Annotated in this window: 5 protein-coding genes and 1 pseudogene; 2 read left to right on the top strand and 4 right to left on the bottom strand. The window is 61.6% G+C overall.

The features are described 5' to 3' along the window. The 3 genes and pseudogenes from NW837_RS05465 to menA form a co-directional block, all read right to left on the bottom strand. Positions 1-232, bottom strand: a pseudogene (locus NW837_RS05465) (YjgP/YjgQ family permease); the annotation flags it as partial. Positions 233-309: 77 nt separating this feature from the next. Beyond that, the gene (locus tag NW837_RS05460; protein ID WP_414329693.1) at positions 310-2,103 is read right to left on the bottom strand and encodes an LptA/OstA family protein; all 1,794 of its coding nucleotides are present in this window, start codon (positions 2,101-2,103) and stop codon (positions 310-312) included. 154 nt (positions 2,104-2,257) lie between these two features. After that, a complete protein-coding gene (gene menA / locus NW837_RS05455) occupies positions 2,258-3,124 on the bottom strand; it encodes a 2-carboxy-1,4-naphthoquinone phytyltransferase (RefSeq protein WP_414329695.1) in 867 nt (288 codons plus the stop codon). A 331-nt stretch (positions 3,125-3,455) separates the two neighbouring features. Here menA and NW837_RS05450 point away from each other — a divergent pair, with 331 nt between their 5' ends. Both NW837_RS05450 and thrC read left to right on the top strand, forming a co-directional pair. After that, complete coding sequence (locus NW837_RS05450; protein ID WP_414329692.1) at positions 3,456-5,114, top strand: isochorismate synthase; 1,659 nt, start codon at positions 3,456-3,458, stop codon at positions 5,112-5,114. A gap of 170 nt (positions 5,115-5,284) precedes the next feature. Continuing rightward, a complete protein-coding gene (gene thrC, locus NW837_RS05445; RefSeq protein WP_011433867.1) occupies positions 5,285-6,343 on the top strand; it encodes a threonine synthase in 1,059 nt (352 codons plus the stop codon). A 117-nt stretch (positions 6,344-6,460) separates the two neighbouring features. Here thrC and NW837_RS05440 read toward each other — a convergent pair whose 3' ends face one another. Continuing rightward, complete coding sequence (locus NW837_RS05440; RefSeq protein WP_414329690.1) at positions 6,461-7,396, bottom strand: alpha/beta fold hydrolase; 936 nt, start codon at positions 7,394-7,396, stop codon at positions 6,461-6,463. Between the last annotated feature and the right edge of the window lie 298 nt (positions 7,397-7,694).

The raw sequence follows: 7,694 nt of genomic DNA, 5'->3' as shown, positions 1-7,694 counted from the left end.
GCAAAATGGTCAGGGGAGGGGCGCCCTTTTTCACCAGCAGATCGGTGTAGATAAACAGCTGGTTGCCCAGCATCAGCACCGTCCCCCCGGCCACCCCCAGAAAGAAGGGGCGGATCATCTCTTTGAAGAGATAAAACTCCAAAAAGGCAGCTCCCAATCTCAGGGATCCCCAAAAGCTGCCCGCTTGAGCAGGGGTTCTGCGCAGTTTGCCCTCGGCGAGTGGAGCCGTCATGACATCACCTCGGATCACAACCTCAGCCAAACCTGGACGATCAAAAACCACAGATGGCTCCCCGAGGGGGGATCCCATCAGAGGGCGTCGGTGATGCGAAACTGAAACATGCCCTGCTGTTGCCCGTCCCCTTCGACGGTGTATTCATCTTGTTTTATGTTCAGGGTAACCAGCTTGCCACTGAGGCGATTGGCGCCCCGGCACATCTGATCCAGCGCGTTGCGGCCCGGCAGAGCTTGGGTGCTCTCCCCGGGAAGGCGGCCGACCTCTCCCCGATCGCAGAGCACCACAGGAGCCTGTTCGGCGCTGATTTTGAAAATTTGTTCTCGGTCAAAGTAATCGGCGCGATCCCCTTCGATGGCGCGGTTGGCCTGCACAATAACCACATTGCCGAAGAAGCGGGCATCGCCGCTGGCTTGGTCGATCTCCACCCGGTCGGCGTAGATCACCGTCGGCTGATCCACATCGGCCTGGGTCTCCGGGTTTTGTAGCCGCCGCGCCAGCCACTCCCCCTCGATCTGCTCGATCACCACCTCTCCCCGCAGCTCCACTTTCTCAGGGGTGATGGTGGCCTGGTTGGCCTTGGCCCTACGTCCCCGCTGGATAAACTCGACGGCATCGCTAAACTCGGAAGTACCGGTGCGGGAGTTGTAAACCAGGCGGGCAGCCCGCACTTCGGTTTCGGCTTGGCGCAGTTCTTCCGTCAGGGATCCCCCGCCGGGCGTGGGGGTAGAGGCAGCCATCTGCCGGTAAAGGACGTTGTCTTCAAAGAAGAAGATCTTGTCGCGGTGGTTGCCCTCCAGGCGGGCGGAGGTGAGCACCCGTCCGGGTTCTTCCAGGGTAACTCCTCCCGTCAACAGACTTTGGGATTCGCGGCGGCGGTAGGTGCCCTGGGCCGCCTGGATGATGGTTTCCCCCTGGCGGATCTCCAGGTTGCCTTCCCCTTGGGCAATTTGTGTGTTGCGGTCGTACGTGAGGCGGTCGGCAATGATGGTGACTTCTTGATCCTGTTGGTCTGGGGTCGCCTCCGGGCCGGGAGAGGCCTGGGCCAAGCGCAGATCGGCCAATAAGGGATCCCGGCTGCTGTCGCCGGCCACCTCTTGCAACACCACACCGCCGGAGAGAATGCTTTGGGCCTGCTGGCGCAGGTAGGTGCCTTGGGGAGCGCGAATCTCGATGCCGCGTTCGCGAATGCGCAGGTTCCCTTTCCCCTCGGCCACCTGGTTGGTGCGGTCGTAGGTGATCTGGTCGGCGGTGATGGTGGTGGAGGTGGGTGCCGAGCCGTTTGGGGGCAACACTATCAGCTTGCCCTGCTCGGCCCTGAGAAGGGCAAACTGAAAGTTAAACGAACCGGAGCGGCCCTGCAGCACCATTTCCCGGCCTTTGAGGGTGAACTCCGCCGGCACCTCGATGCGCTCTTCAGGGGTGACTCTCAAGGCGCTGGTCAAGAGCAGGCTGCCGTCGCCGCTCCTCACCTCCACCTCCTCATCCAAATACAGCTCATCGGCGGTGGCATTGTAGCGGGCTCGCTTGGCCCGCCAAGTCATCTGCTCGCTGCTATCAAAAAAGGGATCCGGCACCCCTTCCTGTCGGTCGGCGCTTTCTCCGTAGAAGTAGCCGTGCGCCCCCTGCTCAAATACCTGTTGCCCGGCTGCCAGATCCACCTGCTCGGCGATCAGTCGCCACCGCTGATGGCCTCCCCGACGACCCAAGATATCTACCCTGCGGCTGACCGAGAGGGGCTGGTCGGGGGGAGGAGACTCCACCTTCACTTCTTCGATGTCGATCGACAAGGCCCAGCCCACCAAAGCAGCCAAGATGCTGCTCCCCAACAGCGCCACTCCCAGGTTGGAATTGAAGAATCGCCCCATCCTATTCTTGCTGCCGCCTCACCTCGACCCGAACTGACCACTCCCCTTGGAGCCAACGCTCTGAGCTAGCACTCTAGGCTGTAGCTTATCCCATTTTGCCGGCTGCACCGGAGGGATCCCGCGCACACCTAGCCTTAAGCCGACTTTTCAGCCTTCAGCCATAGCGGCTGAGGATGAACCCTAGCCCCAGAAACAGCCCCAGCCAAAAATGGAGACTGACGGCGATGAACTTGGAGTGGCTAATCCGCTGCGGCTGATCGTGATAGGTACCCAGCAGGCGGGAAAGCCGCACTGCAAACGGGATCCCGGCCAAACTCAGCAGGGTCCAAGCTGGAAAGATCCCCAGCCCCACAAACAGCAGCATCAGGCCAAAAAGGCTGCCGCAGAGCCAGGGGATGAGGCGGGCCGAGCGCAAGGTTCCCAGGCGGGCCACCGGCGAGCGCTTGCCGCAGGCTAGGTCATCCTGCACTTGATGGAAATGGGAACAAAACAAAATCAAGCTGGTCGCCATTCCCACCACCAGTGAGGCCGCTAACCCCGGCAGCGACCAAGTCTGGCTTTGGCTGTAGTGGGCAGCCGAGACCGCCAGCGGCCCAAAGCTGAAAAAGCAGAGGATCTCCCCCAGGCCCTGGTAGCCCAGGCGCAGGGGCGGCCCTTGGTAGGCATAGCCCAGCCCGCAGGCCAGCAGCACCAACAGCAGCACCGTGGGATCCGATTGCCGCCAGCTCAGCCACAGGATCCCCAGCAGACCCAGGGCCAAAAAGGCATTCCCCACCCAAAACACCTGCCCCGGCTTGCCCGTCAGGTTGACCAGCGAGTGGAGTTTGTTTTTGTCCACCCCTGTCTGGGCATCGAACACGTCGTTGCTGATGTTGACCCAGGCCAAGATGCAGATGGCGGCTCCCAAAAACACCCCCAAAACCCCCAAGTCCAGCACCCCTGACTGGGCATAGGCAATGGCGGATCCCACCCAGATGGGCATGATCGCCACGCTGTACATGGGGGGCTTAAGGGCAGCCATCCACAATTGCCGGCGAGAGCGGTTGCTCCATGCGGCCTCTGCTGCTGGCTGCACTTGGCTGACATCTGGATGCATGCGAATTCTCCTTGGGGAGCAAGCCTGCTCTGGGGCCCGTCTCCGGATCTGTCTATATCTGTTCTGTAAGGTAGAGCGCCTTAGGAAGCATTCTCCAGGATGCTAAGAAACTTTGCAGTCCGTGAAGAAGCTCCTCAGATCTGGCCCCCAAAAGCCCGGGCTGCCGGCTCTTCTCCTAATCTCTTATCCTAAAGTCATCTCCTGCCGGTCTCCATCGACAGGTGTCCTGTTTTCGGCCAAGGTGGGATCGTTCTCTTTGCTCTTTCGCATGACCTCTTCTCTTTCCCCTCGGAATGCCCACGGTACGCTTGAGTGCCTGGAGTGGCCGAGAGCATGGCCGCCGACTCGCACTTCTACCTGGACGGACGAGGCGAGGGATCGGCGCCACTGGGATCCCTTCCTAACCGCCTGCCAACAGATGGCGCGGGCGCGGGGCGTGCCCCAAATCCTCAGCTTGTCGCAGCCCATCCCAGAGCTGGATCCGCTGGCGGTGCTGGCCCAGAAGCTGGGTTCTCTCCCCACGAACCGATTCCCGAGCTACTGTTATTTCTCCCACAAGGCCCGCGGGGAAAGGGTGCGGGTGCTGGGGTGGGGATCCCTGCGGCGGGTCGATCTCTCGGGAGAAGGGGGCTTGCAGGCGGCGCGGATTTTTGTGGAAGAGCTGCAGCCCCATGTCCATACCGCTTGCGTCGGCAGAATGGAGCCCTCTGAGGTGGGGGGATCCCCAGGCAGCCGGCAGGAACGCCCTCTGTGTTTCTGTCGCCTCAGTTTCAGCCCCAGGAGTGATGGGGGGGCGGCGCTGGTTCTGCCGCGCTGGCAACTGTTGCAGGTACCAGGCTCCTGGAGATCCCTGACGGTAGCGCGGCTCAATCTGGAAATTGCTCCCGAAAGTGACCTAGCAGCTTTGGCCGGGCAGATCACCGCCTTTTTTGCCCAAATGGAGCGCCTTTCTCGATCCCCCTTGCCCTCGTGGGAATTGCAAGCTCCTGTGCCAGTGAACTTGGAGGAAGCCCCCCTCTTGGCGCGCATCCAAAAAGCCCTGCAGGTGATTCAGGCGGGATCCCTGGAGAAAGTGGTGCTGGCCGAAGCCGTGGATCTGCACTTGCCTGTCCCGCCGTCAATCCCGTCCCTGCTGGCCTACCTGGAAACAGATCATCCCGATTGCAGCATCTTTGCCTTTGCCGCTGGCGTCAGCGGGCCGAAGTCCTTGGAGGCAGATGCTCGGGGGAATTTGCCGGCCAGGCCTCTCCCCCTGGTCCAAGAGGGGGCCTTTCCCCAGGTTTTCTTGGGGGCCACCCCGGAGCGCTTGCTTTCCGTGTGGCAAGGTCGGGCGCAGATCGATGCCTTAGCCGGCTCTGCAGCCCGTGGAGCCACCAGCCACCAGGATCAGGTGCTGGCCGAGAGGTTGCTTTGCAGCGCCAAAGACCGCCGAGAACATGAGTGGGTGGTGCGCTCGATCCAGGAGGCTCTGGGTCGGTTGGGAATGGATCCCTGCATTTCCCCGCAACCGCGGCTGCTCCGTCTAGCCAACATCCAGCATCTGCAAACCTTGATCGAGGCGGAGCTCCCCGCCGATGTACATCTGTTCGATCTGCTGGCCCAGCTCCACCCGACGGCAGCGGTGGGAGGGTATCCCCAACAGGCGGCGCTGCAGTGGCTAGAGCGGTTGGAACCCTTTGATCGCTCCAGCTATGCCGCTCCCTTGGGCTGGGTAGACTTACAGGGCAATGGCGAGTTTGTGGTGGGGATCCGCTCCGCCCTAATTCGGGGGAATTGGGCCCGCTTGTATGCCGGTGCCGGGATTGTGGCTGACTCCAACCCAGAGCAAGAGCTGGCCGAGATTCGTCTGAAGTTGCGCTCTCTGGTGCAGGCTCTGGCCTTGCGACCTGCAGCTCCTCCGCTCCCCAGCTTCTGAAGAGAGGGGATCAGGAAGATGTTTCTGCCGCCGCTGCGGGAGGTGGATACGAACCCCTCCACGAACAGCTACAGTGAGAAAGCCGGTCTTTGATTAGCCTCGGTGTCCTCTGCGGCATGGCGACCCTGAATCCCACCCATCCCCCTCGTATAGCCGGATCCCGCGCGCAAGTGGGGCTTTGGCCCGGCCTGATCCAGCACTATCGGGAATGGCTCCCCGTCAGCGCCAGCACACCTGTGGTCACGCTACATGAGGGCAACACGCCTCTGGTGCCTTCCCCGGCTTTGAGCCAACGGCTGGGGCGAGACTGCCAAGTTTACCTGAAGCTGGAGGGCCTCAACCCCACCGGCAGTTTCAAGGATCGGGGTATGACGATGGCCGTGTCCAAGGCCAAAGAGGCAGGGGCAGAGGCGATCATCTGCGCCAGCACCGGCAACACCTCGGCGGCGGCTGCTGCCTTTGCGGCCAAAGGAGGTCTGCGGGCCTATGTGCTGATCCCCGATGGCTACGTGGCCAAAGGCAAACTGGCCCAAACCCTGATGTACGGGGCGGAGATCATCGCCGTTCAAGGCAACTTCGACCAAGCGCTGGCTATGGTGCGGCAGCTGGCGGAAACCTACCCGGTGGCCCTGGTGAACTCGGTCAACCGCTTCCGCTTGGAAGGGCAGAAAACCGCCGCCTTCGAGGTGGTGGATGCTTTGGGGGATGCCCCCGATTGGCTCTGTATTCCGGTGGGCAACGCGGGCAACATCACGGCTTATTGGATGGGGTTTTGCCAGTACCGCCAGCAGGGCAAGGCTACCCGTCGCCCTCGTCTCTACGGCTTCGAGGCTGCCGGTGCTGCCCCCATGGTGTTGAACCGGGTGGTGGAACACCCAGAGACGGTGGCCACGGCCATTCGCATCGGCAATCCTGCCAGTTGGGTGAAGGCCAAGGCGGCAGTGCAGGTGAGCGGCGGTCAGGTGGATAGCGTCACCGACGAGGAGATTCTGGCAGCCTATCGTCTCCTGGCATCCGAAGAAGGGATCTTTTGCGAGCCGGCCAGCGCGGCCTCGGTGGCAGGATTGCTGAAATGGCGAGAGCAGGTGCCTGCTGGAGCACAGGTGGTGTGCGTGCTGACGGGCAATGGCCTTAAGGATCCGGACACGGCCAGCCACCAGGGATCCGCTCCTATCCACACCGGCGTTGTCCCTGAGCTGTCCGCTGTTGCTCGTCTGATGGGTTTCTAGCAGAAACCGCCCGCTGGTTAGGGTCAGGCGTTCCCCTTGGGCGGCGCTCCGTCGCCTATCGGGCATCGCCATCTGGCAAGCGGCATTCCTCTCTCGGCCATACGCTACAGCCCCAGCTCAAAGCCCGCATTGTGCGGAAAGGGCTGTGTCGAGAAATTCCCGGATCAGGGGCAGCACCTGTTCCCCATGCAAGGCAGGGATGGCGTGGCCGGCCCCGGCCAGGATCTTGAGCTGAGCCCCAGGGATCCCTTCGGCATAGGTTTGGCAGTGCCAGAGGGGAATGGTGTCGTCCTGTTCGGCGGCGATCACCAGGGTGGGGGCCTGAATGTAGTTGAGATAACGTTCAACCGTATCGACAGCAGCTTGTGGGCGCAGACGTTGTCGGAGAAATTGCCGAGCGACCGGCTGCTGACGCAGGGATCCCCGCAACCACAAGAGCTGGGCCAGCTTGTCTTCCCAATGCCACCAGCGGGCCAGCGGAGCGATCGCCCGCAACAGCCAATCCACCCAAGCGCTTTCCCAGAGCAAGGGCCGCAAATGGTTGTAGCGTCTCACAAAGCTGTCGTCGCGGATCCCGGCAGGAGCCAACAAAACCAACCCCCGCAGCGGATACCGCACGGCGTAAGCTGCCGCCACCCATCCCCCAAAGGAATGGCCCACCAAAACCGGAGCAGCTAGGCCCAGCCTTTGGACAAATCCGCGCACAAACTCTACTTCTGCAGCGATGTCGTAGTGCAAGGCCGGTTGGCCGGACTGCCCGAACCCCAGTAAATCCAAGGCAATGCAGCGATATTCGTCTCCCAACCCTTGCATCAGCGGCCACCAGTTGGCATGAGTGGCCATAAAGCCATGCAGAAACAGCAGTGGGATCCCTTTTCCCCAGTCTCGATAGGCAGCCCAGCAGGACTCTGCCCCTGCGATGTTCAACCCTTCCAATTTCACCCTGTGCAGCGGGATCTCTTGAACGCGGGCCTGTAACTCCGCCAAGCGCTGGGCCAGGGGGAGTCGTTCCAACAGCGTTTGCCTGGTCATCGGCTTGGGGTCAGTAGACACAGACAGATTCAGCAGATGCAGTTTCTTCCGGAGCAGCATTGGCTACAGCGAATGCACCTATACGGAAATATCTCTCGTATCTCTTTGAACAGGGATCCTGCTCAATCCACCGGAATCTACCTGGGATCCCATCAACTCGGAAAAGACCGTAACGCATCGCAACTTAGCCGATCAACTGCAAATGGGGCGGGGGAGTTTTCAGCCAGTCTTGGCGGGTCAGCAGCCCTTGGAGGAAGCGGGTGGCTGCCTGCGATTGATAGCGCTCCGGGTTAAAAGCCAGCCAGAGGGTACGCCGTAT

Origin of the sequence: Synechococcus sp. R6-10 (assembly GCF_047461815.1) — a bacterium.
In the GTDB taxonomy this organism is placed as follows: Bacteria; Cyanobacteriota; Cyanobacteriia; order Thermostichales; family Thermostichaceae; genus Thermostichus.
Note: the sequence above shows the minus strand (reverse complement) of the source record. Positions and strands in the feature narration are given on the sequence as shown.